Below are 26,584 nucleotides of genomic sequence, written 5' to 3'. Positions count from 1 at the left end.
TACCCGCGGGCTCCCTCGACGGCTGTCCGGACCCGCGTGGTCCGGCCCGAGCGCGGCCTCAGACGCCGTCGGTCGGGCGTGGTGCCAGCGCCTGCACGATCAGCGCACCGAGTTCCCGGGGTGCGGTGGACATCGGCCAGTGCCCCGTGTGCAGCCCGACGATCTCGAGCTCCTCGGTCGCGACGAGCTCTGCCGCCCAGGCCTGGTGGTCCGCGACCATGCCGGCCAGCTCGTCCGGGGCGATCTCGCACGTGATGACGGTCGCCGGGATCCGGTGCCGTGCGGAGTCGGCGTAGTGGAACCGGTCGGACGCGACGCGAGCGGGTTCGGGGAACGCCCGTCGTTCGACGTCGGCACGGATCTCCGGGGTCATGTCCCGCAGGGTCGCCGCTTCCCAGACGTCCCACGACGGCAGGGGCACCTGTCCGTCGACGACCGGCAGTTCGTCGTTGACGCATCCACCGTCCGGGCCCGGGAAGGTGTCGACGTAGACCAGGTGCAGCACCCCGTCGGGCCGCTGGTCGGCCGCCATGTACGCGATCGGCCCCGCACCGGAGTGCCCGACCAGCACGACCGGCTCCGGGGCGTCGTCCACCCGGGCGACGAGGTCGGCGACCTGTTCGTCGAGCGTCGACCCGCGTCGGGTGACGGCGTCGACGGTGTGGCCCGCCGCGCGGAGGACCGGGACGACGTCGTCCCATGCGCTCGCATCGAGCCAGAACCCGGGGACCAGGATCACGTGCATGTCGCGGAGACTACGCGCCACCCCGGACAGCGGCCCGCGCGGTGCACTCGGCACACTCGCCGAACACGTCGACGACGTGGCTGGCGTTCGAGAACCCGTTCGCGGCGGCGGTCGCGCGGGCCCACTCCTCGACCGGGTCGGCCTGGATCTCGACCGTTCGCCCACAGACGCGGCAGATCAGGTGGTGGTGGTGCTTGTCGGTCGTGCAGGCCCGGTACAGGGACTCGCCGTCCTGCTGCAGCGAGTCGGCGTCACCCTCGGTGGCCAGGTCGGACAGTGCCCGGTACACGGTCGCCAGCCCGATGGTGGAGCCGCCGTCCCGCAGGTGCGCGTGCAGTGACTGCGCGCTGACGAACCCCTCGGTCTCGGAGAGGGCTCCGCGCACCGCTTCGCGCTGCCAGGTGTTGCGTCGTGGCTTCTGGACGGCGTTCATGCTGCGACTCCTTGCTCCGGTACGGCCGGGAGGCCCGTCCCACGGTCGACCTGCTGCTCCCGCGCCGTCACGCGGTCACGTCCACGGCGGTCCCTGCGAGCGCCGAGCACCCGACAGACGACCCAGATGAGGAACGAGATGGTGGTGACGTACGGACTGATCGGCAGTCCGCCGCCGAGGGCCAGGAGGATCCCGCCGACCACCGAGGTCACGGCGAAGACGACGGAGAGCACCGGCACGAGGACCGGGTTCACCGTCACCCGCAGTGCGGCGGCGGCCGGGGTCACCAGCAGCGAGAGCACCAGGAGCGCCCCGACGATCTGCACCGACACCGCGGTGGCCAGGCCGAGCGCGAGCATGAAGACCAGACCGAGGGTGCGCACCGGGACGCCGGCGGCTGCGGCGACGTCAGGGTCCACCGAGGCGAACATCAGCGGACGCCAGATGACCACGAGGATGAGCACCACGACCGCGGCGATGGCCACGAGCATCCCGAGCTGCGGGTTGTCGACGGAGACGATCTGGCCGGTGAGCAGGCCGAACTTGTTCGCGGCCCGGCCCTTGTAGAGCGCCAGGCAGAGGATGCCGAGGCCCAGGCCGAACGGCATGAGCACGGCGATGATCGAGTTCCGGTCGCGGGCCCGGCTGCCGAGCACCCCGATGAGCAGTGCGGCGATCAGGGACCCGACGACCGAGCCGCTGACGACGTTGACACCGAGGAGCAGGGAGGCGCTCGCGCCGGCGAAGGACAGCTCGCTGATGCCGTGCACCGCGAACGGCATGTTCCGGGCGACGACGAACGGCCCGATGAGCCCGCCGACGACGCCGAGCACGGCGCCCGCGACGATCGAGTTGCGCACCAGGACGAGCAGCTCGCCGTAGTCCTGGAACGAGAAGACGGTCGACCAGACGTCCATCAGATCCGTCCTTCGTCGGGGGTGGTGGCGTGCGGCGAGGGCTCGCAGTGGTGGTGTCCGTCGCCCGCGGTGTCGTGGGCGTCGCTCGCGCCGACGATGACGATGCGGCCCATCGTGCGGACGACGTCGACGGGCGTGCCGTAGAGGTCGCTGAGGACGTCCGCGCGCAGGACCTCGTCGGGGGCACCGATCCGGAAGCGCCCGCCCGCGATGTAGAGCACCCGGTCGACGACGTCGAGGATCGGGTTCACGTCGTGGGTGACGAAGAGCACCGCGGCACCCTGCTGTCGGCGCTGCCGGTCGATGAGCTCGGTGACGCCGCGCTGGTGCCGGAGGTCGAGCGAGATGAGTGGCTCGTCACAGAGCAGCAGTGCCGGGTCGGCGGCGATCGCCTGTCCGACCCGGGTTCGCTGCTGCTCGCCGCCGGAGAGCTCGGCGACGGGCGCGTCGGCGAACGCGGTCGCGCCGACCTCCGCCACGATCCGGTCGATGCGCTCGCGTTCGGCACGGCGTTCGGGTCGGATGCCCCAGCGGTGCCCGGTGACACCCTGCGCGATCATGTCGCGGGCACGCAGCGGGGTCCCGGAGTCCATCAGCCGCTGCTGCGGGATGTACCCGATCCTCCGGTGACCGCGCCGGACCGGGCGTCCGAGGAACGACATCGACCCGCTCGTCAGCCGCTGCTGGCCGAGGACGGTGCGGAGCAGCGAGGTCTTGCCGGCGCCGTTCGGCCCCAGCACGGCGACGAACTCGCCGGGCTGGACGTCGAGGTCGAGGCCGTCCCAGAGCCGGCGACTGCCGTAGGCGAGCCCCGCGTCACGGAGCGCGAGCACGGCGGAACCGCCACTGCGCGCGGCAGTGGCGGTCCGGTCCCGGTCCTGGAGGGTCGTCACTTCTGGAGTGCCGCCGTCACCGCGTCGATGTTCGCCTGCTGCCACGAGACGTAATCCTCCCCCTTCGGGAGCGTCTCCGTGACACCGATGACGGGTACGCCCGCCTGCTTCGCGGCCTTCTGGACCTGTTCGGTCTCGGGGCTCGAGGTCTGCTCGTTGACGGCGAGCAGTTTCGCCTCACCGCTCGTGAAGAGCTTGAGCGTGTCGTTGAGCGCGGCCGGCGGGACGTCGTCCCCCTCCTCGATCGCCTCGGAGAAGTCCGGCGGCGTCACGTTGTCGAGGCCCATCGCGTCGAAGAGGTACCCCGGCACGGGCTCGGTGTACGCCACCTTGTCGCCGTCGACGGTCTTCTCGACCGAGGCGGTCTGCGACTCGAGCTCCTGCAGCTTGCCGGTGAGGGTCTTCGCGTTCGCCTGGAACGTGCTGGCGTCCGCGCTGTCCAGCTTCGTCAGGCGCTCGGAGACGTCGGCGACGAGCTTCACCATGGTCGGGTAGCTGTAGAAGACGTGCTCGTTGAACTCGTCCGATCCGCCGGTGTCGAGACCCGAGAGCTCCACCACGTTGATCGTGGGGGCGTCGGTGTTCGAGGACTTCGCCAGCGTGGACATGAAGTCGTCGTAACCGCCGCCGTTCTCGATCAGCAGGTCCGCCTTCGACACGGCGAGCTGCGTCTTCGCGCTCGACTCGAACGAGTGCGGGTCCTGCGACGGGTCCTCCAGGATGCTCGTGACGTCGACGTGGTCGCCACCGATGCTCTGGACGATCGACCCGTAGACGTTGGTCGAGGCGACGACGCGGACCTTGCCGTCGCCGTCGGACGATCCGGGAGAGGTCGCGCAACCGGTCAGGGCGAGCGCGGCGGCGCCGGCGACGAGCGGCAGGGCGAGGAGTCGGGTGTGCATGGGGACGACGCTAGCGCCACATGAGAACGATTGTCAAAACCGGTATCAGCACGAACGTCGGACGGGAGGTCCGGTGCCAGCTGGCACCGGACCTCCCGTCCGTGACTCGGTCGCGCCCGGCGACCTACGCCTTGGTGAGGTCGTCGACCGAGGCCGAGGCGATCTCGTCCTCCGGTTCGCGACCCGGCGTCCGGAGGTTCCACTTCTTGATCACGAAGCTGAAGAGGAAGTAGTAGACCGCCGCGTAGGCCAGACCGATCGGGATGAGCCAGATCGCCCCCTGCGCCTTGCCGAAGTTGAGCACGTAGTCGATCGCTCCGGCGGAGAACGAGAAGCCGTCGTGGATGCCGAGCGCATTCACCAGTGCCAGCGAGGTGCCGGTGAGCACGGCGTGGATCACGTAGAGCGGCCAGGCCACGAACATGAACGAGTACTCGAGCGGCTCGGTGATGCCGGTCACGAAGGACGTCAGCGCGGCGGAGAGCATGATGCCACCGACGAGCTTGCGCTGCGACGGGCGGGCGTTGCGCCAGATCGCCAGGGCACCGGCGGGCAGGGCGAACATCATGATCGGGAAGAAGCCGGTCTGGAAGATGCCGGCCGTGGGGTCGCCCGCCAGGAAGCGCGGGATGTCACCGGAGACGGCGCCGTTCGGACCGGCGAAGCTGCCGAGCTGGAACCACGGGAAGAAGTTCAGCAGCTGGTGCAGGCCGACCGGGATGAGCATGCGGTTGGCGAACCCGAAGATGCCGCCACCGACGACCGGCTGCGACGTGACCTGCTCGCCGACCCACGTGAGACCGATGTCGAAGTACCGGTAGACGAAGGACATCAGCACGGCGATGACCAGGCCGGCGGCCGCGGTGAGGATCGGGACGAGACGGCGACCCGAGAAGAACCCGAGGAAGTCGGGCATCTTCGTCCGGTGGAACTTCTGCCACAGGCCCGCGGCGACGAGACCCATCACGATGCCGCCGAGCACACCGAAGTTGATGGTCGCCTGGTTGCCGGCCGAGTCCTTGACGCCCGCCAGGACGATCGGCGACATCGTCTTGAAGACCTCGTACATGACCATGTAGCCGACGACCGCGGCCAGCGCCGTCGTGCCGTCGGACTTCTTCGCCCAGCCGATCGCGATGCCGACCGCGAAGAGCAGGGGCAGCCAGGTGAAGATCGCGTTGCCGGCGGCGCCGATGACGCTCGCACCGGTCTCGAACCCGGGGATCGCACCGAGCAGGTCGGGCTGCCCGATCCGGTTGAGGATGCCCGCGGCCGGCATGACCGCGATCGGGAGCAACAGGCTCCGGCCCAGCCGTTGGGCATTCGCGAAGAAGCGTGACTGCTTCTTCGGCGTCTTCTTCTCCGGCACGTCCGTGGTGGCAGCGGTGCTCATGCGGAGTTCCTCTCGTCATCGGGTGGAGCTGTTCGGGGTGAGTTGAGTCGCGTGGACGGCGCAGGTACCCTCGGCAGTGTCGCCAGGTCCCGGTCCTGTCCGGTCATGACCAGTTCGTAGTGTCGATGACCGTGGACTGCATGTCAACCTGTGAGCGAACCCGTAACGAGGAGGAAACAGATGGCTGACATCAAGGCTGCCGACATCATCGCCGCACTCGGCGGAACCGACAACATCGACGAGGTCGAAGGCTGCATCACCCGCCTCCGCGTCGAGGTCGAGGACGGCGACCTCGTCGACAAGGACGCACTCAAGGCCGCCGGCGCCCAGGCCGTCGTCGGTGGCGGCACCGGCTGGCAGGTCATCGTCGGTCCGATCGCGGACAACCTGGCGCAGGACATCCAGGACGAACTGTGACGGTCGTCCGCACGCCGTTCGCCGGCCCGGTCGTCGCACTCTCCGACGTCCCGGACCCGGTGTTCGCCGAGCAGCTCGTCGGCGCCGGTGTCGCGGTCGACCCGACCGGCGCCGAGGGTCCGGTCACCGCGGTCGCCCCGGTCGACGGCACCATCGTCAAGCTGCACCCCCACGCGTTCGCACTGCAGGGCGCCGCGGGCACCGACGTCCTCGTGCACGTCGGCATCGACACCGTGAAGCTCAAGGGCGAGGGCTTCACGCTCCTCGCGGCGGAGGGCGACACCGTCGCCGCCGGAGACCCCGTCGTGCGCTTCACCCCCGCGGCCATCACCGCGGCCGGGTACTCCCCCGTCGTCCCCGTGGTCGTGCTCGGGTCGACGCCGGACTCCGTCCCGCAGGGCACGGTCGGCACCACCGTGGCCGAGGGCGACGCGCTCTTCGAGGTCTGACCGACCCCGACGACCGGACGGGCCGGGAGCGAGCAGCCGCTCGCTCCCGGCCCGCTCCGCGTCAGGCTCCTGCCCGGGAGGCCGTGACCTCCATCTGCACGCGGTAGCGGTCCGAGCGGTACCAGCTCCGTGCGTGTTCGACCGCCCGCGGCCCCGAGTACGACACCCGGTCGAACTCGAGCAGGGGCGCCCCGGTCCTCGTGCCGAGCAGGGTCGCGACGTCGTCGGTCGCCGGGTTGGCGGCCACGGTCTGCTGCGCCCGGTCGATCGGGTGCCCGTACACCTCGGCCGCGATCGAGTACACCGAGCCGGACAGGTCGTGGTCGAGCAAGCCGGGGAACACGTCCGCGGCGAGCCAGGCGTCGTCGACCGAGACCGGTGCCCCGTCGGCCATCCGCAGGCGCTTGAGGTGGTGCGCGGTCTCGCCCTCGCCGAGGTGCAGGGCCGCGACCGTCGCGGCGGGCGGGACGCGTTCCTCCCGGATCAGCACGACCGTCGTCGGCACGTGCCCCATCGCGCGCATCTCCTCGGTGAACGAGGCCAGGTGCAGGGTCGACTGCATCGGGCGGTTCGCGACGAAGGTGCCCTTGCCGCGGACGCGCTCGAGGTGTCCCTCGTTCACCAGCTGGCCCAGGGCCTCCCGCACGGTGATGCGCGAGACGCCGTACTCGGCGATGAGCTGTCGCTCCGAGGGGATAGCGGCGCCCGGCGCGAGGCGGGTCGTGATCTGGTCGAGCAGGATCCGCCGCAGCTGCTGGTGCTTCGGTTCAGCACCCTCGGTGATGCGGCTCGGCAAGCGGACTCCTCGTGTGGATCAGGTGGTCCTGTGCGGACATGACCAGTTCACCCACAGTACCGGCCGCACCCGCGCGTGCAACCGCCGCGGAGGCTCTGCACCGGGCCGGTCAGGCGTTCGCGACGAGCCAGTCCAGCTGCGCCGGCGTCAGCGTCCGGTCGCTCCACACCTGGCACTCGACGCCCTCGGGCGCTGCCGTCCGTGTCGGCCCCTGCCAGACCTGGGTCAGCCCCACCCGGGCGAGCACACGAGCCGATGCCGGGTTGTTCGTGAGCACCCGGGCGGTCACCGGGACGTCCGGGCGCAGTTCGCGTGCGGCGTCCACCGCGGCCCGGGCGACCTCGGTCGCGTAGCCGTGGCCGTGGTGCTCCGGGGCCAGGCGGTACCCGAGGTTCCAGACGCCGCCGGCGGTGAGATCGACACCGCCGATGCCGAGGAACACACCGGAGTCGGCCGCTCGGATCGCCCACGAGCCGAGCCCGTGTCGGACGCGCCCGCCGATCTTCCGCTGCACCAGGTCCTGCGTCGCGGCGCGGGAGGTGTGTCGCCCGGCCGGGAGGTGCGTCCAGGTCCGGGCGTCCGAGAAGAGCTCGTGGACCGCGTCGATGTCCGCGGGCGTCACGGGCGTGAGCACCAGGCGACCCGTCCGGATCTCCTGCTGCGGCACGAGCAGCTGGTGGACCATGTGCTGATCATCCCCCGCTCCGCCGACATCGGCGTGAACGGCACACCAAGACCGCGCGACCCGGACCGATCCGTCGGCGTCGTTCGGCCGGATCGGGCCGCGCGGTCGCCCCGCTCAGTCGAGCAGGAGCGCGGGCTCCTCGATGACCGAAGCGACGTCGTGCACGAAGCGCGACGCCACGTCCCCGTCGACGACACGGTGGTCGAACGAGGCACCGATCGTGGTCACCATGCGCGAGCGCACGTCCCCGTCGACGACCCACGGCTTCGGCTTGATGGTGCCCATCGCGACGATGGCGACCTCGCCCGGGTTGAGGATCGGCGTGCCGGTGTCCATGCCGAAGACACCGATGTTCGTGATCGTGATCGTGCCGTCGGCCATCTGCGCCGGGGACGTCTTGCCGTCACGGGCCGTGAGGGTCATCTCCTCGATCGCCTTCGCGAGCTCGAGGAGCGACATGTCCTGCGCGTCCTTGATGTTCGGCACGAGCAGCCCGCGCGGGGTGGCCGCAGCGAACCCGAGGTTCACGAAGTGGTGGACGATGATCTCGCGGTCGGTCCACGACGAGTTCACGGAGCGGTTGCGACGGACGGCCCAGATCACGGCCTTCGCCATGATGAGGAGCGGGCTGACCTTCACCCCGGCGAACGTCGGCGACTCCTTGAGGCGCTTGACGAACTCCATGGTGCGGGTCGCGTCGACGTCCACGAACAGCGACACGTGCGGCGCCGTGAACGCCGAGGTGGTCATCGCGGTCGCGATGGCCTTGCGGACGCCCTTGACCGGGATGGTCTCCTGGCGGACACCGCCCCACTCGGGCGTCTCGATGTTGCGGAAGACGCTGGCCTGCTTGGCGTGCCGGATCACGTCGTCACGCGTGACCTCGCCGGCGAGGCCGGTGGGGACGACCGTGCTCAGGTCGACGTCCAGGTCCTTCGCGAGCTTCCGGATCGGCGGCTTCGCCATCACCTGCAGCGCCGAGGCGCTCGGCATCGACGGCCGCGCGGGACGACGCCCCTGGGCGGCGACGGCGTCGGCGGTGGTCGCCTCACCCTCGTCCGTCACGAACGACAGGTCGGCCTCCCGACTGGAGGCGCGGCTCGCCTCCGCAGCGGCGGCCGCGGCCCGGCGGGCACCCGGCTTCCGGCGGGAGGGTGCGGAGGTGGCGGAGCCGTAGCCGACGAGCACGGCACCGGAGCCCTCGTCGGCACCGACGACACCGGCGTCGACGGCGACCTGGGCCGGCGCGGGGGCAGCGGCGGCGTGAGCCGGAGCTGCATGGGCCGGAGCGGCCGGGGCGGGGACCGGAGCCTGCGCGACGGGCGCGGGTGCCGCCGGAGCGGATGCCACCGGAGCCGGTGCCACCGGAGCGGGCGCGGGGGCCTGCGCGGCCGGGGCGCTGTCGGCGACGGGGGCCGTGCTTCTCCCCACCGGCTCGACCGCGTCGGACTCGACGCGGATGATCGGGCTGCCGACCTCGACCGTGTCGCCCTCGGCGACGAGCAGGCCGGTGACGGTGCCGGCGAACGGCGACGGCAGCTCGACCAGCGACTTCGCGGTCTCGATCTCGACGAGCACCTGGTCCACGGCGATCTCGTCACCGGGGGCGACGCGCCACTGGACGATCTCGGCCTCGGTCAGGCCCTCCCCCACGTCGGGCAGGGGGAATTCGGCGACGGCCACGTCGGCTCCTTCAGCAGGGTTCGTTCGTACGGGAGTGGTGCGGGTCAGTAGGCGAGGGCGCGGTCGACGGCTTCGAGGACGCGGTCGGCGTCGGGCAAGTGGAAGTGCTCGAGCTTCGACTGCGGGAAGGGGATGTCGAACCCGGACACCCGCAGCGGCGGGGCCTGCAGCGTGTAGAACGCCCGCTCGGCGACGGTCGCGGCGATCTCGCTGCCGACGCTGATGAAGCCCGAGTCCTCCTGCGCGATGACCAGGCGGCCGGTCTTGCGCACCGAGGCGAGCAGTGGCTCCCAGTCGATCGGCGAGATCGAGCGGAGGTCGACGACCTCGCAGCTGGTGCCCTCGGCCTCCGCGATGTCGGCGGCCTGCATGAGCGTCGCGACCATCGCACCGTGGCCGACGAGGGTGACCTCGGTGCCGGTGCGGGCGACGCGGGTCGTGTGCATCGGCACGTGGCCGTCGATCAGGTCGACCTGGCCCTTCGGCCAGTAGCGCGACTTCGGCTCGAAGAAGACCACCGGGTCCTTCGACGCGATGGCCTCCTGGATCATCCAGTAGGCGTCGTTCGGGGTGCTCGGGCTGACCACGCGCAGCCCCGGGGTGTGCGCGAAGTACGTCTCCGGGCTCTCCTGGTGGTGCTCGATCGCGCCGATGTGCCCGCCGTAGGGGATCCGGATGACGATCGGCAGCGACATGTGGGCCGGCAGTCGGTTCGCCATCTTCGCCAGCTGCGAGGTGATCTGGTTGAAGGCGGGCCAGACGAAGCCGTCGAACTGGATCTCGATGACGGGACGGTAGCCGCGCAGCGCCAGGCCGATCGCGGTGCCGACGATGCCGGACTCGGCGAGCGGGGTGTCCCGGACGCGGTCGGCACCGAAGCGGTCCTGCAGGCCCTCGGTGATGCGGAAGACGCCGCCCAGACGGCCGATGTCCTCGCCCATCAGCAGGACCTTGTCGTCCGCCTCCATCGCCTTCGCCAGGCCGGCGTTGAGCGCCTTGGCCATCGGGAGGGTCGGGGTCGGGTCCTCGGGGACCTCGCCCGCGCCGGGGTGCGTGCGCAACGTGTAGTCGAAGAGCTGCTCGGTGGTGCTCATGCGTGGGCTCCTGCGTCCTGGCCGGCCTCGTAGTCCCGGAGCCATGCGCGCTGCTCGTCGATGCGCGGGTGCGGCTCACGGTAGACGTTGTCGAACATCGCCTCCATCGGCGGGTCCTGGAGGGCACTCGTGCGGGTCCGGATGTCGGCGGCGATCTGCTCGCCCTCGGCGTCGAACTCGGCGAACTGGGCGTCGGTGGCGCCCTTGCTGCGCAGGTACGCCTCGGACCGGGTGATCGGGTCGCGGGCGACCCAACCGGCGAGCTCGTCGTCGCCGCGGTACCGCGTCGGGTCGTCCGAGCTGGTGTGCGCACCGATGCGGTAGGTCTCGGCCTCGACGAACGCCGGGCCCTGACCGCTGCGGGCGTGGTCGGTCGCGACGAGACTCGCCGCGTACGAGGCCAACACGTCGTTGCCGTCGACCTTGATGCTCGGGATGCCGAAGCCTCGCGGACGGTCGACGAGCGGGGTCGGGGACTGCACCGAGACCGGCACCGAGATCGCCCAGTGGTTGTTCTGCAGGAAGAAGACGACCGGCGCGGTGTGCGAGGCGGCGAACACGTACGCCTCGTTCACGTCGCCCTGGCTGGTCGCGCCGTCACCGAAGTAGACGATCGAGCACTCGTCGACGTCCGGGTCGCCGGTGCCGACGACGCCGTCGAGCGCCTGACCCATGGCGTAGCCGGTGGCGTGCAGGGTCTGCGCGCCGATGACGAGCGTGTAGATGTGCGTGTTGCCGCGGGCGTCCGGGTCCCAGTTGCCGTGGGCCTGGCCACGGAAGAGCGAGATGATCTCCATCGGCTCGACCCCGCGCTGCATCACGACGGCGTGCTCGCGGTACGAGGGGAAGAGGTGGTCCTGGGGGCGGAGCGCGAACGCGGAGCCGACCTGCGCGGCCTCTTGCCCGTGACTCGGCGCCCAGAGTCCGAGCTGACCGGTGCGCTGCAGGTTGCCGGCGGCGTGGTCGAAGCGTCGGGTGAGCACCATCTGGCGGTGCATGGCGAGCAGGGTCTCATCGGGGAGGGCCCGGGCGACGGCGGCGAGTTCGGCGTTCTCGTCGGTCTCCACGAACCGGCCCTCGGGATCGAGGAGCTGGACGGGGGTCGTCGCAGGAGCCGCGGCGCGGAACAACATGTCCGTCAGCGTACCGGCCGCTCAGGAGCCGTCGTTGTGAGACGTTCCACAACGGCACTCGCGGTTTCGAGGAGCTTTGCGACAGCCTCGTGCTCCCCGATCGAGATGCGGATGCCCTCGGGCGCGAAGGCCCGGACGATCAGCCCGGCGTGCTCGAAGGCCTCGGCGGCGAAGGCGGTGTGCTCGCCAGTCGGCAGCCACACGAAGTTGCCCTGCGCCGCCGGGACGTCCCACCCCTGTTCGAGCAGCCCCGCGCGGATCCGGTCCCGGCGCTCGGCCAGTTCGGCGACGCGGTCCAGCAGCTCACCCTCGCGCTCGAGACTGGCCAGCGCGGCCGCCTGGCCCTGCGCCGTGACGGACAGCGGGATGGCGCAGGCACGGACGGCGTCGAGGACGTATGCCGGTCCGAGCGCGTACCCGACCCGGAGGCCCGCGAGTCCGTACGCCTTCGAGAAGGTCCGGAGCACCACGAGGTTCGGGTACCGCTCGAGCAGCGCCGGCCCGCGGACCGCATCGACGTCGGTGACGAACTCGGCGTAGGCCTCGTCGAGGACCACGAGCACCGAGGTCGGCACCCGCTCCATGAACGCGCCGAACTCCGCGCCGGTGACGATCGGGCCGGTGGGGTTGTTCGGCGTGCACACGATGACCATGCGGGTGCGCTCGGTCACCGCCGCCGCCATCGCGTCGAGGTCGTGGCCACCGTCGGCCCGGTTCGGGACCTGCACGCTCGTGGCACCGGCGACCGTGACGACACCCGGGTACGCCTCGAAGGACCGCCAGGCGTAGACGACCTCGTCACCCGGGCCGGAGGTCGCCTTCGCCAGCTCGTGCAGGATCGCGACGCTGCCCGGGGCGACGTGCACCTCGTCCACGGTGGTGCCGAACCGGTTCGCGAGCACCGCACGGACCGCGAGCGCCGTGGCGTCGGGGTAGCGGTTGAAGGCCGTCTGCGCCTGCACCGCCTCGACCACCCCGGCCAGCGGCGGGAAGGGGTTCTCGTTGCTCGAGAGCTTCAGAGCGTCCGGAGCGGCCTGACGTCCCTGCTTGTAGGGCGGCAGCACGGCGATCTCGGGGCGGATGTGCACGGTCGGCACGGACTGGTCGGTCACCGTCCCAGCGTACCGGCGGGCTGTTCGCGGGGAGGGCGGGCATCATGGGGCCATGCGGTTCCTCGTCCGGCTCATCGTCAACGCCGTCGCCCTCTGGCTCACCACGCTCCTCGTGAGCGGAGTCGCCGTCGACTCCTTCGGGGACGGTGGTCCCGTCGAGACCGTCCTGACGTACCTGCTCGTCGCGCTGGTGTTCGGCATCGTCAACGCGGTGATCGGCACGCTGATCCGGATCGTGGCGTTCCCCCTCTACGTCCTGACGCTCGGGCTGATCTCGTTCGTCGTCAACGCGGTCCTGCTGCTCATCGTCGCCGGGATCTCGACCGGGCTGGGCTTCGGCCTGTCGGTGGAGTCGTTCGGCTGGGGCATCGTCGGGGCCTTCGTGTTGGCGGTCTTCGCCTGGCTCGTCGGCCTGGTCGCCCGTCCGGTCCTGGGCGGCCGCGGTCGCGCCTGAGGCCGGGCGACCATCGCGCCTGGTGGCCGGGCATCGCGTCCGGCGTCCGGCTGGGCCATGATGTGCACATGACCATGGACGCCGGCGCCCCGTCGCCCTTCCGTGTCTCCTTCGTCTGCAGCGGCAACATCTGCCGGTCCCCGATGGCCGAGATCGTCTTCGCGCAGGTGGCCGCCGACGCCGGCTTGGCGGACCGGTTCGTGGTCGAGTCCGCAGGCACCGGGGACTGGCACGTCGGCGAACCCGCCGACGAGCGCACGATCGCAGCCCTCGCGGCACGTGGATACGATGGCAGCAGGCATCGCGCCCGTCAGTTCGACCCGGACCGGTTCCCGGACCTCGACCTGGTGGTCGCACTCGACCGATCCCACGAACGCATCCTGCGCTCGTGGGCCCCCACCATGGACGACGCCGCGAAGGTGACGCTCCTGTTGCGGTACGACGACGCCTGGCCTCAGCAGGCCGACGTGCCGGACCCGTACTACGCGGACCGACACGAGTTCGACCGGGTGCTCAGCACGGTCGAACGGGCCTGCCGGGCGCTCTTCCACCAGCTCGAGCCGGCAGTCCGCCAGGGAGCCCCATGACCCCCCTTCCCCCGCAGCCGATCAGCCCGCTCGACGGGCGCTACTACCCGATCGTGCACACGGTGGGCGAGCACCTGTCCGAAGCCGGCCTCAACCGTGCCCGGATCCGGGTCGAGGTCGAATGGCTCGTGTTCCTCACCGACCACGCGATGTTCACCACCTCCCCGCTGTCGGTCGACGACAAGGCCGCGCTCCGTGCCCTGGTCGACGACTTCGGCCAGGAGCAGATCGCGGAGCTCGCCGAGATCGAGGCGACCACCCGCCACGACGTCAAGGCAGTCGAGTACTTCGTCCGCCGCCGTCTCAGCGACCTGGGCCTCGACGCCGTCGCCGAGCTGACGCACTTCGCCGCGACCAGCGAGGACGTCAACAACCTCTCCTACGCGCTGACCGTCCGTGACGCCGTCGAACACGTCTGGCTGCCGTCCGCACGCGCGGTCGTGGAGCGCCTGCGCGAGATGGCCACGAGCCTCCGGGCCGTGCCGATGCTCTCGCACACCCACGGCCAGCCCGCGACGCCGACCACGCTCGGCAAGGAGATCGCGGTCGTCGTCTACCGACTCGAGCGGATCCTGTCCCAGGTCGAGCGGGGCGAGTACCTCGGCAAGTTCTCCGGTGCGACCGGCACGTTCTCGGCGCACCTCGCCGCGGACCCGGAGGCCGACTGGCCCGCGCTGTCCCGCGAGTTCGTCGAGGGCCTCGGTCTGACGTGGAACCCGCTGACGACGCAGATCGAGTCGCACGACTGGCAGGCCGAGCTGTACGACCGAGTGCGGCACGCCAACCGCGTCCTGCACAACCTGGCGACCGACGTGTGGACCTACATCTCGATGGGGTACTTCACGCAGATCCCGGTCGCCGGCGCGACCGGGTCGTCGACGATGCCACACAAGATCAACCCGATCCGGTTCGAGAACGCCGAGGCCAACCTCGAGATCTCCTCGGCGCTGTTCTCCACGCTGTCCGAGACCCTGGTCACGAGCCGTCTGCAGCGCGACCTGACCGACTCGACCACCCAGCGCAACATCGGCGTCGCGTTCGGGCACTCGCTGCTCGCGCTCGACAACCTGCGCCGTGGTCTGGGCGAGATCGCGGTGAACGAGATCCGCCTCGCCGAGGACCTCGACCACAACTGGGAGGTCCTGGCCGAGGCCATCCAGACCGTGATCCGCGCCGAGGTCACGGCCGGGCAGTCGGACATCGAAGACCCCTACGCGATGCTCAAGGAGCTCACCCGGGGCAAGCGCATCGGGCGGCAGGAGCTCGTGGCGTTCGTGAACGGACTCGACGTCTCCGATGCTGCGAAGGCCCGACTGACGAACCTCACCCCGGCGACCTACACGGGCCTGGCGGACGAACTCGTCGACCGCCTCGAGGTCTGAGCCGGACCCGACCGGTCCGGCCGGCTCGTCGGCCTGGCCGGCCGGTGGTCAGCCGAGCCAGCCGGTGACCTTCCGCACCCAGCGGTGCCGGAAGGCCCGGGCGAGGGTCGTCTCGCCGCGGCAGTACCGGACGAAGTAGCCGCGGCCGAACGGCGTCTTCGAGATGAGGAAGTGGAAGCCGGCCGGGAACCGCGTGAAGACACGGAGCAGCTGTGCCCCGGCGTCGATCTCGGGGACCAGTTCCGAGCGCACCTGCGACTCGTAGCGGTCGAGCGCCGCGCGGTCACCGGCGACGTGCGCGGCAGCGGCGGTTCCGGCCCACTCCCCCGATCGCAGGGCGAACGAGATCCCCTCGCGCGTCCACGGCTCCAGGAGGCCCGCGGTCTCGCCCGCGAGCAGGACTGTGCCGCGGCGGAGCGGTGAGTCCCCCGTGCGCCACTGGGTGAGGTGGCCGCTGCTGCGGTCCTGGTCGGTCGGGTGCAGGCCGAGGCGCTTGATCCAGTCGTCCAGGTAGCGACGGGTCTGGTCGGCGTGGCCCTTCTGCTCGATGACCCCGACGGTCAGGGTGTCGGCTTTCGGGAAGACCCAGGCGTACGTGCCGGGGTGCGGGCCCCAGTCCAGGAGCACACCGGTGGCGGCGTCCTCGGGGCGACGCGGGACCTCGACCTCGAGTCCGAGGTCCGTGACGGCCATCACGGCGCCGACGTACCGTCCGACCCGACCGCCGGAGCCGTCGGCGCCGATCACGATGCGCGCGACCAGTTCGTCGCCGTCCGAGAGCGTCAGTCGGGTGCGGCCGTCCTCGTCGGCGAGCGCGCGGACGTTGGCGCCGTCGCGGAAGACGACCCCGGCCTCCTGCGCAGCGTCGACGTTCGCCTGGTCGAACCGCTCCCGGTCGACCATCGCGACGAACGGCACCTCGGTGCGGACCCGGGTCACGCGGCCCATGCGGTGCGAGAAACCGACTTCGGGTAGGTCCGCTTCGATGGTCGCGAGGGCGCGGTCGTTGAGCCGCCGTCGGGACTGCCCGATGATGCCGCCACCGCAGGTCTTGTACCGGGGGAAGACCGCCTTGTCGAGGAGCAGGACGCGGGCGCCGCCGAGCGCTGCGTGCCGGGCTGCGGTGGCACCGGCAGGGCCGGCTCCGACGACCACGACGTCCCAGGGCTGATCGGATTCCGTGTCCTGCATGGGGCCAGAGCCTACCGGCGACCGCCCTCACGACCGCCCTCGCGGCGATGGGAGCGGCTACGCTGACTGCGTCGGGCGTGCAGGCTGCCCCGCGGGGGGCCAGGAGTGGGGAGCGGGATCCGTGTCGAGGGACGTGAGCCGCAACACCGCCGTGCAGATCGTCGACGACCACGGGCTGCCGGGCGCGGTCCCGATGTCCACGATCCGCCGCCTCGTGCAGGAGGTCACCGGCCGTGAGGTCACCTACCGGTTGGTCCGCGGGCTCGCACACCAGGACGTGCACGGGCTCTGGGCCGGGTACGACGACGGGACCGCGGTCGTGTCCTACCCGCCGGCGCCCTCCGGCACGCAGCTCGTCGTCATCAACCACGAGCACGGCCACATGCTCATCAGCCCGGACGGACCGGGGGAGTCGCACGGCATCGACCCTCGGTTCGCGCGGTTCGTCCAGGAGAAGGTCGACGGCATCATGCCCGGCCGCCGGGTGGTCCGGTCCGGGGAGACCCTCGAGCAGGAGTACACGCCGGACCTCGAGTTCCTCTACGGGCACACGGACTTCTCGGAGGACGAGGAACGCCTGGCGGAGCTGGTCGGCGTGGAGCTCAGTGTGCGCGTGATGCGGCACGCCCGCGCACGGGGCCGGGACGTGCGGTTCGGGCGGGTGTTCGGCGGATGAACCTCCTGGACGGCTGGGTCTTCGTGGCGAGCGTGGTGACGGTGGCGTCCGTCGGCCTCGCAGCGCTGTCGATGCTGTCCCCGAACGTGCGCCAGCCGCTGCCGGCGCATCCGGACGCCGACGACCAGACCGGCCCCCGCTCGATGCTCGTACCCGGGGTGCTCGTCTGGGCGCTGGGGTGCACGCTGCAGGCCCCGTTCGTCTACCTCTTGGTCGACGGTCTGCTCGGCGGGCACAACGTCACGAACCTGGTGTACCGGTCCGCGGTGGTCGTCGCGCTCGGCTGCCTCGAGGTCATGGTCATCCGCGCCGAGCACGGTGAGCGCCGACCCCTCGGTGAACGCCTGACGTGGGGACTGGTCCTGGTGGCCGTCGCCGTGCAGGTCGCCCTCTTCGCGATGAGCGACTGGGCCGTCTCGGACCCGTTCCTCGGCCGGTACACGGGCGAACCGACCCGCGAGTTGTTCGCCGCGGTGCTGCCGATCTGCGTCGGACTGTACGGCGTGCAGGTCGCCGCGGTGGCGTTCCGGGGGCTGCCCCTCTACGGCGAGTGGACGACGCGGTGGGGCGTCTGGCTGATCGGCATCGCCGCGCTCGTCGACCTCGCCTGGATCACCGAGAGCCTGGCCGCGGGCGCGGTGCGGCTGTTCGTCGACCGGCACTTCGCCATGGTCGGCACCGTCGACCCGCTCTGGGAACTGGCCGTGGTGTCGATGGCGAGCCTGACCGCGGTCGGGGTCGTGTTCGCGGCCGCCCGCCCGGTCGTGGTGCCGGTGTGGCGCCGCCTGCTGCTCCTGGTCAGCCTGCCGATCACCGATCGCGCGATGGAGGCGCACCCGGAGTTCAGCGTCTACCCGCGGAGCGTCCGTCGGGCCCACGCGTTCCGGAGCCGCGGAGAAGAGGCCGAGGTGGCGCTCTACCAGCGGTGGGCGGAACTCGAGGACAACATCCGCCTCCGCCAGTTCCGGCCCCGCTGGTACGAACGCGGGGTCATCCACCTGATGGGCGTCGCTGCCACGACCGGCGTGACGGACTCCCTGATCGACGAACTCAGCCTGCCCGACGACGACGTCCCGGCCGGCGACGAGCACACCGAACGAGACCCGGAACGGATCGAGTCGACGCCATGAACCACGACAAGCTCACCGAGGCACAGCAGGCCCAGCGCGCCGAGCTCGCCCGCAAGCTGCACCTGCTCTGCAGCACCATCACCGCCCCTGACGGTGGCCCGGTGACGTACCCGAAGATCCGCGACTGGCTGGCCGACCGGGACGTCAAGCTCAGCCGGTCCCGCTGGGAGTACATGCGCCTGGGCAACCGCTACGTGGTCGATGACGAGCGGCTGCTGCATGCGATCGCGGAGTACTTCGAGATCGACCCGTCGTACCTGACCGGTCCGGCGAGCCAGCTCACCGAGACGATCGACGCCGCACTCCGGTTCACCCTGGCGGAGCGAACCAGCCCGGTCAGCCTCTACGCCGCCCGGACGCTGAACCAGGACGTGACCGCCGAGCACCTGGACCGCCTGACGGCGCTCCTGCAGGAGATCGAGGAGGCACGCGGCCGGTCGTGAGACGGGGCTCGGGACCGGGCCTGCCCGGACGGACCTGCCCAGACGGGACCTGCCGAGACGCGGGCTGGCCGGGGCCGGCCGGTCGTCGCGTGGTTCGCGCGCTCGGGCTGGCGATGCAGCCCGACCACCCGACCCCCTCAACCACGCACCCCGGACGACCGGTCGCCCCGTACCACCCCCGCGCTACGCCTGCAGCGTAGCGGCTCCCGGTACACCGGGCAATACGCATGGTGCGTAGCGGAGCGATGCGGCCCGTCCGGGCCGTCTCAGGCGGTGACGGCCGTGGCCTCGGCGACCAGGGCCTCCAGGACGATCCGGACCGCGGGTCGGACCGCATGGTCGGGACGGACGAGGGCTTCGATCCGTCGTCCGGCGCGGACGTCCGCCAGGGTCGCCAGCCGGAACCGGCCCGGTGCCCGAGTCCGCGAGGTGTACCGCGGGACGAGCGCGATGCCGTGTCCGGCCGCCACCAGGTTCTCGATGACGGGCAGGTGGATCGTGCGGAATGCGACCTCGGGCGGTGCGTCGGTCGCGGCGGCCATCGCGGTGAGCACCCGGTCGATGGGGTAGTCCTCCGGGACACCGATCCAGGTCGCGCCGACGACGTCCTCGATGCCGACGCGGTGCCGGTCCGCCAGCGGGTGGTCGAGCGGCAGGGCGACGTCGAGCGGTTCCCGGAGCAGCGGGACGGTCTCGACGCTCCGGCGGTCCGCGCCCCGGGCACCGTCCGGGCGGTGGCCGATGACGATGTCGTGGTCGGCGGTGAGCGGCGCGAACTCCCCCTCGCTGACGTCGACGTCCGAGAGCTGCAGCGCGATCCCGTGGTGCGCACGCATCCGGGTGAGCAGGCCGGGCAGCAGCAGCTCGGCGGCCGAGGGGAACACCGCCAGGTCGACCGTGCCGGTGGCCCCCGCCAGGTGCTCGGCCCACGCTGACTCGACGGTCGCCAGTGCCGTGGCGACGCCGGTGGCGAGGCCCGCCAGGACCCGCCCGTGCTCGGTGAGCCGGACACCGCGGCCGATGCGCTCGACGAGCGGGACACCGGCCTGCCGCTGGAGGGTCCGGAGCTGCTGGGACACCGCGCTGGGCGTCCGGTGGGTCGCCGTCGCGACCGCGGTGACGCTGCCCCGCTCGGCGAGTTCGCGGAGGACGGGAAGCAGGGCGATGTCGAAGCCGACCATGCAGGGACCCTACAACGACAGTGTCGGAACGTTCGCTGGTGCTACCGCGTCCGGTGCGGGACGATCGTCCGGTGCTGCTCCGCGACCGCATCCTGGCCCTCGTCGTCGCCGTCGCGTGGGGGCTGAACTTCCCCGCCACGGCGATCGCCCTCGAGCACTACCCGCCGTTCCTGCTCGCCGCACTCCGGTTCACGCTGCTCGCCGTCCCGACGCTGCTGTTCGTGCCGCGGCCGCCGATCCCGTTCCGGTGGATCGTCCTGGTCGGCGCGACGCTCGGCGTGCTGCAGTTCGCGTTCCTCTACCTCGGCATGGCGGCCGGCATGCCCTCGGGGTTGGCGTCGCTCGTGGTGCAGGCCTCGGCGCCGTTCACCGTGCTGCTCGCCGGGGTGCTGCTCCGCGAACGGTTGAGCGCCCGGCAGGTGGTCGGGGTCAGCATCGCCGTGGCCGCCCTCGCCGTGATCGCCCTGCACCGTGCCCAGACCGCGGCACTGCTGCCCGTCGTGCTCGTGCTCTGCGGCGCCCTCGGCTGGGCGATCGGCAACGTCGCGACCCGGAAGGCCGGCCCGGTGAACCCGCTGCACCTCACCCTCTGGTGGGCCGTGGTGCCGCCGATCCCGATGGCCGTCCTGTCGTTCCTGGTCGAGGGGCCGGACCGGATCGGGCAGGCGCTCGGCACCGCGTTCACCGCCGCCGCCGTACCCGCGGACCTCGCGGTCCTCTACATCGTGCTGGCGGCGAGCGTCGTCGGCTACGGCATCTGGTCGCGGCTGATGGGCAGGTACCCGTCGAGCACGGTCGCGCCGTTCTCGATGCTGGTGCCGGTCGTCGGGGTGCTGGCATCGTGGGCGGCGTTCGGCGAGGTCCCGGACCTGGTCGAGGTGCTCGCGGGCGCGGTGGTCGTGGGCGCGGTGCTGTGGTCGTCGCGGCCGCCGCGGGCCGGCGCTGCCGGTCGCGAGACGCCGCCGGGCGTCCGAGACGCCGCGGGATCCGGCGGCGTCTCGAGCACACCGGGGCGTCCTGCACAGACGCCGGCGTCTCGACCGTGGACGTCGGCGTCGGCGCCGACACCGGCGTCCCGCGGGCAGCAGCCCCCGGCCGCCGAGCTCAGCCCCGGTGCTGACGCCGTTCCGTGATGATCCCGGCGAGCGCGCCGTGCAGGTGCGGGTAGCGGAACACGTAGCCGGCCTCGGTCAGCCGCGTCGGTACCACCCACCGGCTCTTCAGCACGAGCTCGGTCTCGGTGCGGATGGCGAACGACCCGAGCTCGAGCATCCACCGCCAGGTCGGCAGGCCGAAGCGGCGCCCGACGGCGTCGCGCAGGGTCGCCATCACGGTGCGGTTGTCGGACGGCTCCGGGCTGGTGACGTTCACCGGTCCGTCGACGTCCTCGTGGTCGCGGATGAACCGGATCGCACCGAGGACGTCGTCGATGTGCACCCAGCTGAAGCGCTGCCGCCCGTGGGTGTGCCGGTCGTGGTGGTAGGTCCCCGCGGCCAGGCGTGCTCGGGTCGGGAACCACGGCCCGTCGTACTGGGGACCGCCGAGTCCGACCTGCGCCAACCGCAGGAGCGGCAGCAACGCACTGCCGTCGCCGAACACGATCGCCATCCGGAGCGCCACACGCCGTGTCCCGGGCAGGTCCGTCGCGAAGAGTGCGTCCTCCCACGCGCGGGCGACGGAGACCGAGAACCCCTCGCCGAGTTCACCGGTCGCCTCGTCCTGCGGCCGGTCGTCGGCGTGTCGGTAGATCGTCGCAGTCGAGGCGTTCAGCCACAGCGGCGGCGGGTGCTCGGCCGACCGGATCGCCTCGGCGAGTTCGAGCGTGGTGTCGACGCGGGAGCGCATGATCTCCGCTCGGTTCCGGCGCCCGTACCGGCAGTTGACGCTCTTGCCCGCCATGTTCACGACGAGGTCGGCACCGTCCACGAGTTCGCGGATCCGCAGGGTGTTGCCCCACACCGCGTCACCGGTCCTGCCGACGGTGACGACCTGGTACCCCTCGGCGCGGAACGCGTCCTGCAGGTGCCGGCCGACGAAACCACTCGCCCCCGCCACCACCACACGCCGCTGTTGCTGCTGCTCGTCCATGCTGTCCTCCCGGCTCCGGTCACACGTCGTCGGGCACGACGGCGTACCGGAACGCCCCCTCGTACCGGTACAGCGTGCCGATCACCGGCGCGGAGAGCGTCAGGGACACGCGCTGCTCGTCCGCATCGTCATCGAATCGTTCCGTCAGCTCCACCCGCGGCGCGATGACGACCGGGAGGCTCCACTCCCGACCCAGCGCATGCACGGTCACGCGGGTGGAGACCAGGCGGAGCGCCCCCGCGTCGGGTCCGGTCACGGGGACCTCGACCGCCAGGAGCGCGCTCACCCGGCCGCGGTGGCCGAGGTGGTCGACGAGGCCCTCCGGCTCCGCCGTGATCGCGTCGACCATGGTGCGGTCACCGTTCGCGAAGTGGAAGGTGCGGTGCGCGCGGACCGCTGGGCGCGCCTGCCGGCCGGGGTCCGTTCCCGGCCGTCCGCGACGCACCTGGACCGGGCGGTTCTCGACCGTGAACGGGACGTCGTGCTCCCACACCGGGAACATCACCCCGTCCCGCGCGAAGACGGCCAGGAGCGGCCAGAGCCAGCGCCTCGGGGTGCCGACGACGGAGAAGACGCCGGTGCCGCGGCCGACGTGTCCGGGCGGAACCGCCCCGAAGTAGGTGCGGAGCCGCGGGTGGAGCGCCGCGAGGCCGTCGTCGGGCGCGCTCAGTCGGTACGGCGACCCGGTCACGCTCCGATCCTGGCACGCCGTCGGAGGCGGCTCCTACGATGGGCGACATGGGACACGAGCACGGCCACACGCACGGACACGCGTCCGAGCGTGCGCTGCTGATCGCGTTCTGCATCTCGGCGAGCATCCTGCTGGCCGAGGTCGTCGGCGCGGTCGTCACCGGGTCGCTCGCACTGCTCGTCGACGCCGGGCACATGGTCGTCGACACCGGTGGGCTCGGGATCGGCCTCGTCGCCACCCGGCTCGCCCGGCGCATCCCGACCGCACGGCGCACCTGGGGGTACCAGCGCGCCGAGGTCCTCGGCGCGACGGCCCAGGCGGCGATCCTGCTCGCCGTCGGCGTCTACGTCGTGATCTCGGCGGTGCGACGGTTGTTCGTCCCGGAGGAGATCGACGCCGGACCGCTGCTGGTCTTCGGCTTCGTGGGGCTCATCGGCAACCTCGTCGCGTTCGCGGTGCTGGTCCGGGCATCCGGTGAGGGCTTCACCTCGCGGGCCGCTCGGCTCGAGGTCCTCAACGACACCCTCGGGTCCGTCGCCGTCATCGTCGCGGCCGTCGTGCTGTTCCTGACCGGGTGGCAGCGAGCCGATTCCGTCGCCGCACTGCTCATCGGCGTGCTCATCCTGCCCCGGGCCGTGAAGCTCCTGCGCGAGACCGCCGACGTGCTGCTCGAGGCGACCCCGCGTGGCCTGGACCTGGACGCCGTCCGCGGACACATCCTGGAGCTCGACCACGTCATCGCGGTGCACGACCTGCACGCCACGCTGGTGTCGACGGGCGTCCCGAACCTCACCGCGCACGTCGTGGTGGACGACCACTGCTTCACGACCGCGCACGCGCCGGCGATCCTCGACGAGCTGCAGCAGTGCGTCGCCGAGCACTTCGACGTGCCGGTCGAGCACTCCACGTTCCAGCTCGAGCCCGCTTCGCACCAGCGGCACGAACACGAGGTGCACGCCTGACCGGTGCCGGTGCCGATGCCGGTACCGGTACCGGTGCCGATGCCGATGCCGACGATCGTCTCGGCGTGGTGGCCGGCCGGCGCCAGCCGGTCAGCAGTCGGAGTCGCGCGTCGGGTACGCGGTGATCACCCGCTCGGTGGTCGCCGAGACGATCACCTTGACGAACCCGTCCGGGCTGGGCGTGCTGCCGTCGTCGAAGCGGACGGGTGCGGCGTAACAGACCTTGCCGTCCCCGGCGTCGACGGGAAGCCCCTTCTGCGGATTCGTCAGCGCCGCCCGCACCGCCGTGAGCATGGCGTCGTCCCAGTCCCGCTGCGTGGTGTGCCCCGCCAGGACGTCCTGCCAGTCGCGGGTGTGCCGGACGCGGATGTGCTCGTAGCCCTGCGCCGAGGTGCCGCACTGCAGCACGACCTCGCCGAGTGCGGCCGTGTCGTACCGCGCGACCGAGGCGCGGCCGTCCGACGCGCACCGGTCGAGGACCGCGGTGCCGGGCAGGTCCGGGCCGCTGCGGGTGATGACCGCGACGCTGCTGTCGCTGCCGGTGTCGGTGCTGCCGGTGTCGGTGCTGCCGGTGTCGGCGCCCTGGCCGGCCGGAGCGGTCGCCGTTGCCGAGGGAGCCGCGGAGAGGACGGCGTCGTCACCCTCACGGGCGTTCGTCAGCGCGAAGCCGCCGATCACGACGACGGCGGCGACCACAGCGGCGATGCCGGTCAGGGCGGAACGAGAGCGCTGGGCGGGCATGCGGCCAGTATGCCGGAGGGGTGCGGGCCTCCCGGCCGGAGGGCCGCATGCCCGAGACGCCGCTGGATCCGGCGGCGTCTCGCCGAGTCCGCGGCGTCTCTCGCAGACAGGCCCGTCTCGGCCGGGAGGCGCGTGCCGGTCAGGCGCGTGCGGCCAGTCGGGCTCCGGCGAAGACCGCGAGCGCCGCGACGAGCACCACGTACCCGATGAGCACCGGCAGGGTGGGCAGTACGAGCAGCGCGGCGCCGACCGCGACGACCGGCACGGTGAGCCCGGCGTAGGCGATGAGGAAGGTGGCCGCGAGGACCCCGCCGCGCTCCTCCGGGCCGACGAGGGCACCGGCGCTGCCGATGGAGGCGCGGAAGAGGAGGCCGACGCCGGCACCCGCGACGACGCCACCACCGATGAAGCCGGCGACCTGGAGGACCACCGCGGACACCGCGAGGACGGCGAGCCCGCCGACCAGCAGGACGACGCCGAGACGGATCTGGGTGCGCTGCGGGAGCTTCGCGAACACCACCTGGGACAGGGCACTCGCGGCGAAGACGCCGAAGGTCGTCGCGCCGGCGGCCAGCCGGTCGGTCACGTGGAAGGTGGTGCCGAGGAACGTCGGCGCGACCGACGTGAAGAGCCCCTGCACGGCGAGCGCGGCGAAGGCACCGGTGCCGGCGGCCCAGAACGCGGCGCCCTGGCCCTCGGGTGCCCGCAGCGGCTGCGGGTGGTACGGCACGGGCTCGGTCGGACGGTCGACGGTCTCCGGGACGGCGAGGACGACCACGAACGCGATCACGAGTGCCACGACGAACACCACGTACGGGACCATCAGCGGCCGTCCGACGAACTCGGCCAGCGCGCCGCCGATGAGTGCGCCGAGGGAGAGTCCGCCGAGGTTCACCACGCCAGCTGCGACGCTCGCGCCCTTCGCGGAGGACTCGTCACCGGTCGCCCGGACCTTGAGTTCCCCGAGGTGCGCGGTCGCCGTGGCGGTGAGTGTCCCGACGCCGAGACCGGTGACGAGTCGCGCGACGATCAGACCCGTCACGTCGTTCCAGACCAGGAACAGGACCGCGGCGACGAGTTCCAGCGCGATCGAGACGAGGATGAGCGGGCGACGACCGTGCACGTCGCTGAGGTGCCCGGCGAGCCACAGGGACCCGACCACACCGAGCCCGTAGGCGGCGAAGACGACGGTCGTGGTGAAGGTCGGGAAGCCGTCTCGTGCCTGGTAGATGACGTAGAGCGGCGCGGGGACGGTCGCGAAGGCCATCACCGATGTGAACGCGAAGGCGACGGCCCAGAAGCCGTAGCCGTGGCGCCGGCGGGTGTGCGCAAGACGGCCGCGAGGGGCCGGAGCGGTGGCCGGTGAGCCGGTCGCCGGAGGTTCGATGACGGTTGACATGCTCCGATGCTCGCGCGGCCCGTTCATCGGGTCAAACGGATCATCTTGATGTGCGCCATCGAGATCATCGATGATGGTGGCATGGAGACCCGCCTGCTCGAACAGTTCCTCAACGTCGCGGCCGAGGGCAGCGTCACCCGTGCGGCCGAACGGCTCTGGGCTGCACAGTCGACCGTGTCGGCCGGCATCGCGAGCCTGGAACGGACGCTCGGAGTGCGGCTCTTCGAACGCGGCGGCCGACGCCTCGTCCTGACCGCCACCGGCGAGGACCTGCTGCCCCATGCCCGCGCCGTCCTCGAGTCGCTCGACCGGATGCGCGACGTCGCCGCGGTGTCCGACGCCGAACTCCGCGGCCGGGTCCGGTTGGGGATCTTCACGAGCATGGACGTCGTCGACCTGACCGGCGTCCTGCGCGGCTTCCGGCAGCGCCATCCGCTGGTCGCCGTCGAGCTCATGACCTCACCGAGCGGGACCACGGGGCTCGTGCAGGACCTGGTCGCGGGACGGCTGGACCTCGCGTACACCGGCCTGCCGACGACCCCGTCCGGTGTCGTCGTCGAACCCCTGCGCGAGATGCCGTTCCGGGTGTTCGTCGCCGCCGACCACCCGCTCGCCGGTCGCTCCTCGGTGTCGCTGGCGGAACTGGCTGACGAGTCCTTCGTGGACACCGCGCACGGGTTCGCCAACCGGATGATCCTGGACGGTGTACTCGACCGGCTCGGCATCCGGCGCCGGGTGGTCGCCGAGATGAACGACATGCCCGCGGTGGTGCGCTTCGCGTCGGCGGGCATCGGCGTGGGCGTCGTCCCGGACTCGGGCGTCCGCCACGACGGTGCCGTGCTGGAGCTCGAGGACGAGGTCGAGTCGCTCCGGATCGGACTCGCGATGCGCAGCGTCCCGGAGCCCAACCGGGCGACGCAGGCGCTGGCCCGGGCGATCGTCGCAGCGCGGCGCTGACGTCGCGGGCACGGAAGCCCCGGGCACGGACGTCCCGGGCGGTGGCGTCC

At 71.7% G+C, this 26,584-nt stretch carries 29 protein-coding genes; 11 read left to right on the top strand and 18 right to left on the bottom strand.

All coding sequences use genetic code 11. The features are described from left to right. Positions 1 to 58 precede the first annotated feature (58 nt). From DEJ25_RS09940 to DEJ25_RS09915, 6 genes are all read right to left on the bottom strand, one after another. A complete protein-coding gene (locus DEJ25_RS09940) occupies positions 59 to 745 on the bottom strand; it encodes an alpha/beta fold hydrolase (protein ID WP_110905134.1) in 687 nt (228 codons plus the stop codon). A 10-nt stretch (positions 746 to 755) separates the two neighbouring features. After that, a complete protein-coding gene (locus DEJ25_RS09935; RefSeq protein WP_110905116.1) occupies positions 756 to 1,178 on the bottom strand; it encodes a Fur family transcriptional regulator in 423 nt (140 codons plus the stop codon). After that, positions 1,175 to 2,095 carry a metal ABC transporter permease gene (locus DEJ25_RS09930; protein WP_110905115.1) on the bottom strand — a complete coding sequence of 307 codons (921 nt, stop codon included), beginning with the start codon at positions 2,093 to 2,095 and terminating at the stop codon, positions 1,175 to 1,177. Before DEJ25_RS09930 ends, DEJ25_RS09935 begins: the two co-directional genes overlap by 4 nt. After that, entirely contained in the window at positions 2,095 to 2,988 is an 894-nt protein-coding gene (locus tag DEJ25_RS09925) for a metal ABC transporter ATP-binding protein (protein WP_110905114.1), read from the bottom strand. Before DEJ25_RS09925 ends, DEJ25_RS09930 begins: the two co-directional genes overlap by 1 nt. Next, positions 2,985 to 3,890, bottom strand: coding sequence for a metal ABC transporter solute-binding protein, Zn/Mn family (locus tag DEJ25_RS09920; RefSeq protein ID WP_110905113.1), 906 nt, complete (start codon positions 3,888 to 3,890; stop codon positions 2,985 to 2,987). The genes DEJ25_RS09925 and DEJ25_RS09920 overlap by 4 nt, the downstream gene beginning before the upstream one ends. A 124-nt stretch (positions 3,891 to 4,014) precedes the next feature. Beyond that, positions 4,015 to 5,283 carry a PTS transporter subunit EIIC gene (locus tag DEJ25_RS09915; protein WP_110904989.1) on the bottom strand — a complete coding sequence of 423 codons (1,269 nt, stop codon included), beginning with the start codon at positions 5,281 to 5,283 and terminating at the stop codon, positions 4,015 to 4,017. 180 nt (positions 5,284 to 5,463) lie between these two features. On the opposite strand from DEJ25_RS09915, the gene DEJ25_RS09910 reads away from it, so the two are divergent. After that, positions 5,464 to 5,700 carry a glucose PTS transporter subunit EIIB gene (locus DEJ25_RS09910; RefSeq protein WP_110823137.1) on the top strand — a complete coding sequence of 79 codons (237 nt, stop codon included), beginning with the start codon at positions 5,464 to 5,466 and terminating at the stop codon, positions 5,698 to 5,700. Beyond that, entirely contained in the window at positions 5,697 to 6,149 is a 453-nt protein-coding gene (locus tag DEJ25_RS09905) for a PTS glucose transporter subunit IIA (protein WP_110904990.1), read from the top strand. The genes DEJ25_RS09910 and DEJ25_RS09905 overlap by 4 nt, the downstream gene beginning before the upstream one ends. A gap of 61 nt (positions 6,150 to 6,210) precedes the next feature. Here the strand turns inward: DEJ25_RS09905 and DEJ25_RS09900 are convergent, their stop codons facing one another. From DEJ25_RS09900 to DEJ25_RS09875, 6 genes are all read right to left on the bottom strand, one after another. Next, positions 6,211 to 6,945 (bottom strand): GntR family transcriptional regulator, encoded by a 735-nt coding sequence (locus DEJ25_RS09900; RefSeq protein ID WP_110904991.1) that lies wholly within the window; start codon positions 6,943 to 6,945, stop codon positions 6,211 to 6,213. 109 nt (positions 6,946 to 7,054) lie between these two features. Beyond that, entirely contained in the window at positions 7,055 to 7,630 is a 576-nt protein-coding gene (locus tag DEJ25_RS09895; protein ID WP_111044578.1) for a GNAT family N-acetyltransferase, read from the bottom strand. Between the two features lie 114 nt (positions 7,631 to 7,744). Beyond that, the gene (locus tag DEJ25_RS09890) at positions 7,745 to 9,313 is read right to left on the bottom strand and encodes a dihydrolipoamide acetyltransferase family protein (protein ID WP_111044577.1); all 1,569 of its coding nucleotides are present in this window, start codon (positions 9,311 to 9,313) and stop codon (positions 7,745 to 7,747) included. Between the two features lie 44 nt (positions 9,314 to 9,357). Beyond that, positions 9,358 to 10,317: an alpha-ketoacid dehydrogenase subunit beta gene (locus DEJ25_RS09885; protein ID WP_111044604.1), complete on the bottom strand. Its 960-nt coding sequence runs from the start codon at positions 10,315 to 10,317 to the stop codon at positions 9,358 to 9,360. Positions 10,318 to 10,403: 86 nt separating this feature from the next. Then, positions 10,404 to 11,540, bottom strand: a complete 1,137-nt coding sequence (locus DEJ25_RS09880; RefSeq protein ID WP_111044576.1) for a thiamine pyrophosphate-dependent dehydrogenase E1 component subunit alpha — start codon at positions 11,538 to 11,540, stop codon at positions 10,404 to 10,406. A gap of 5 nt (positions 11,541 to 11,545) precedes the next feature. After that, positions 11,546 to 12,652: a histidinol-phosphate transaminase gene (locus DEJ25_RS09875; protein ID WP_111044575.1), complete on the bottom strand. Its 1,107-nt coding sequence runs from the start codon at positions 12,650 to 12,652 to the stop codon at positions 11,546 to 11,548. A gap of 52 nt (positions 12,653 to 12,704) precedes the next feature. On the opposite strand from DEJ25_RS09875, the gene DEJ25_RS09870 reads away from it, so the two are divergent. From DEJ25_RS09870 to purB, 3 genes are all read left to right on the top strand, one after another. Beyond that, positions 12,705 to 13,106 carry a phage holin family protein gene (locus DEJ25_RS09870; RefSeq protein ID WP_110904996.1) on the top strand — a complete coding sequence of 134 codons (402 nt, stop codon included), beginning with the start codon at positions 12,705 to 12,707 and terminating at the stop codon, positions 13,104 to 13,106. A 74-nt stretch (positions 13,107 to 13,180) separates the two neighbouring features. Then, positions 13,181 to 13,693: a low molecular weight protein-tyrosine-phosphatase gene (locus DEJ25_RS09865; RefSeq protein ID WP_110905026.1), complete on the top strand. Its 513-nt coding sequence runs from the start codon at positions 13,181 to 13,183 to the stop codon at positions 13,691 to 13,693. Then, positions 13,690 to 15,075 carry an adenylosuccinate lyase gene (gene purB / locus DEJ25_RS09860; RefSeq protein WP_111044574.1) on the top strand — a complete coding sequence of 462 codons (1,386 nt, stop codon included), beginning with the start codon at positions 13,690 to 13,692 and terminating at the stop codon, positions 15,073 to 15,075. The genes DEJ25_RS09865 and purB overlap by 4 nt, the downstream gene beginning before the upstream one ends. A gap of 48 nt (positions 15,076 to 15,123) precedes the next feature. Here purB and DEJ25_RS09855 read toward each other — a convergent pair whose 3' ends face one another. Further along, on the bottom strand, positions 15,124 to 16,266 hold the full coding sequence (locus DEJ25_RS09855) for a geranylgeranyl reductase family protein (protein ID WP_111044573.1): 1,143 nt from the start codon (positions 16,264 to 16,266) through the stop codon (positions 15,124 to 15,126). A gap of 133 nt (positions 16,267 to 16,399) precedes the next feature. Here DEJ25_RS09855 and DEJ25_RS09850 point away from each other — a divergent pair, with 133 nt between their 5' ends. The 3 genes from DEJ25_RS09850 to DEJ25_RS09840 are packed head-to-tail and all read left to right on the top strand — an operon-like array spanning position 16,400 to position 18,515. Then, complete coding sequence (locus DEJ25_RS09850; protein WP_111044572.1) at positions 16,400 to 16,942, top strand: hypothetical protein; 543 nt, start codon at positions 16,400 to 16,402, stop codon at positions 16,940 to 16,942. Next, entirely contained in the window at positions 16,939 to 18,072 is a 1,134-nt protein-coding gene (locus DEJ25_RS09845) for a hypothetical protein (protein ID WP_111044571.1), read from the top strand. Before DEJ25_RS09850 ends, DEJ25_RS09845 begins: the two co-directional genes overlap by 4 nt. Continuing rightward, on the top strand, positions 18,069 to 18,515 hold the full coding sequence (locus tag DEJ25_RS09840; protein ID WP_111044570.1) for a hypothetical protein: 447 nt from the start codon (positions 18,069 to 18,071) through the stop codon (positions 18,513 to 18,515). Before DEJ25_RS09845 ends, DEJ25_RS09840 begins: the two co-directional genes overlap by 4 nt. A gap of 266 nt (positions 18,516 to 18,781) precedes the next feature. Here the strand turns inward: DEJ25_RS09840 and DEJ25_RS09835 are convergent, their stop codons facing one another. Further along, positions 18,782 to 19,696, bottom strand: coding sequence for a LysR family transcriptional regulator (locus tag DEJ25_RS09835; protein WP_111044569.1), 915 nt, complete (start codon positions 19,694 to 19,696; stop codon positions 18,782 to 18,784). Positions 19,697 to 19,767: 71 nt separating this feature from the next. Between DEJ25_RS09835 and DEJ25_RS09830 the strand changes: the two genes are divergently transcribed. Further along, on the top strand, positions 19,768 to 20,829 hold the full coding sequence (locus DEJ25_RS09830; RefSeq protein ID WP_258366275.1) for an EamA family transporter: 1,062 nt from the start codon (positions 19,768 to 19,770) through the stop codon (positions 20,827 to 20,829). Here DEJ25_RS09830 and DEJ25_RS09825 read toward each other — a convergent pair. Both DEJ25_RS09825 and DEJ25_RS09820 read right to left on the bottom strand, forming a co-directional pair. Continuing rightward, positions 20,801 to 21,784, bottom strand: coding sequence for an epimerase (locus DEJ25_RS09825; protein ID WP_111044568.1), 984 nt, complete (start codon positions 21,782 to 21,784; stop codon positions 20,801 to 20,803). The genes DEJ25_RS09830 and DEJ25_RS09825 overlap by 29 nt on opposite strands. A gap of 19 nt (positions 21,785 to 21,803) precedes the next feature. Beyond that, positions 21,804 to 22,475: a DUF4166 domain-containing protein gene (locus DEJ25_RS09820; RefSeq protein ID WP_111044567.1), complete on the bottom strand. Its 672-nt coding sequence runs from the start codon at positions 22,473 to 22,475 to the stop codon at positions 21,804 to 21,806. A 47-nt stretch (positions 22,476 to 22,522) separates the two neighbouring features. Between DEJ25_RS09820 and DEJ25_RS09815 the strand changes: the two genes are divergently transcribed. Beyond that, positions 22,523 to 23,437, top strand: a complete 915-nt coding sequence (locus DEJ25_RS09815) for a cation diffusion facilitator family transporter (protein ID WP_111044566.1) — start codon at positions 22,523 to 22,525, stop codon at positions 23,435 to 23,437. Positions 23,438 to 23,527: 90 nt separating this feature from the next. Here the strand turns inward: DEJ25_RS09815 and DEJ25_RS09810 are convergent, their stop codons facing one another. Together DEJ25_RS09810 and DEJ25_RS09805 are read right to left on the bottom strand one after the other, a co-directional pair. Continuing rightward, positions 23,528 to 24,178: a hypothetical protein gene (locus DEJ25_RS09810; protein WP_146240658.1), complete on the bottom strand. Its 651-nt coding sequence runs from the start codon at positions 24,176 to 24,178 to the stop codon at positions 23,528 to 23,530. Positions 24,179 to 24,317: 139 nt separating this feature from the next. Beyond that, positions 24,318 to 25,577 carry an MFS transporter gene (locus DEJ25_RS09805; protein WP_110905007.1) on the bottom strand — a complete coding sequence of 420 codons (1,260 nt, stop codon included), beginning with the start codon at positions 25,575 to 25,577 and terminating at the stop codon, positions 24,318 to 24,320. Positions 25,578 to 25,625: 48 nt separating this feature from the next. On the opposite strand from DEJ25_RS09805, the gene DEJ25_RS09800 reads away from it, so the two are divergent. Further along, entirely contained in the window at positions 25,626 to 26,534 is a 909-nt protein-coding gene (locus DEJ25_RS09800) for a LysR family transcriptional regulator (RefSeq protein WP_181427399.1), read from the top strand. Positions 26,535 to 26,584: the final 50 nt, after the last annotated feature.

The organism is Curtobacterium sp. MCPF17_011 (assembly GCF_003234145.1).
Classification (GTDB): Bacteria; Actinomycetota; Actinomycetes; order Actinomycetales; family Microbacteriaceae; genus Curtobacterium.
This window is presented reverse-complemented; position numbering and strand designations above follow the sequence as displayed.